This is a genomic window from Streptomyces sp. SM1, assembly GCF_002910825.1.
Lineage (GTDB): Bacteria > Actinomycetota > Actinomycetes > Streptomycetales > Streptomycetaceae > Streptomyces > Streptomyces okerensis.
On the sequence record NZ_NEUB01000267.1, the window covers coordinates 1 to 800 of the forward strand.

Annotated in this window: 1 protein-coding gene; it reads left to right on the forward strand. The window is 76.2% G+C overall.

Features of this window, described 5'->3' with window-relative positions:
* Positions 1-786: PLP-dependent aminotransferase family protein (locus B9S61_RS06260; protein WP_258039569.1), on the forward strand; the 786-nt coding region annotated here is incomplete at its 5' end.
* Positions 787-800: the final 14 nt, after the last annotated feature.

Genomic DNA, 800 nt, shown 5'->3' on the forward strand with positions numbered 1-800 from the left:
ACCCTCGCCGTGGAGTCCCACGGCCTGGACGTCCACCGGGACCTGGCCGCCCGCGCCGGCCTGCGCACCGTCCCGCTGCCCCACGACGACCTCGGCACCCGCACGGAGATCCCGGCCGACGCGGACGCGGTGCTCCTCAGCCCCGCCCACCAGTTCCCCCTGGGCGGTGCCCTGCGCCCCGGACGCCGCGCCGCCGTCATCGACTGGGCCCGCCGCACCGGCGGCCTGATCCTGGAGGACGACTACGACGGCGAGTTCCGCTACGACCGCCAGGCCGTCGGCGCCCTCCAGGACCTCGACCCCGACCACGTGGTGTACCTCGGCACGGCCAGCAAGTCCCTCGCCCCCGGCCTGCGCCTGGGCTGGATGGTCGTGCCGCCCCGGCTGGTGCCGGACGTCACCCCCCACTCCGTCAGCGTCGTCGAACAGCTCACCCTCGCCGAGTTCCTCACCTCCGGCGCCTACGACCGCCACGTCCGCGCCGCCCGCCTGCGCTACCGCCGCCGCAGGGACGCCCTGGTCCAGGCCCTCGCCGACCGGGCCCCCGACGTCCACGTCACCGGCATCGCGGCCGGTCTCCACGCGGTGCTGCAACTACCACCCGGCACCGAACAGTCCGTCGTCCAGGCAGCCACCTGGCAGGGCCTGGCGGTCCACGGCCTCACCTGCTACCGCCACCCCGCCACCGGCACCACCCCGGCAGACGCCCTGGTCGTCGGCTACGGGACCCCACCGGACCACGCCTGGGCCGGCACCCTCGACGCCTTGTGCAGGGCGCTGCCCTGACCCGCGGGGACCGG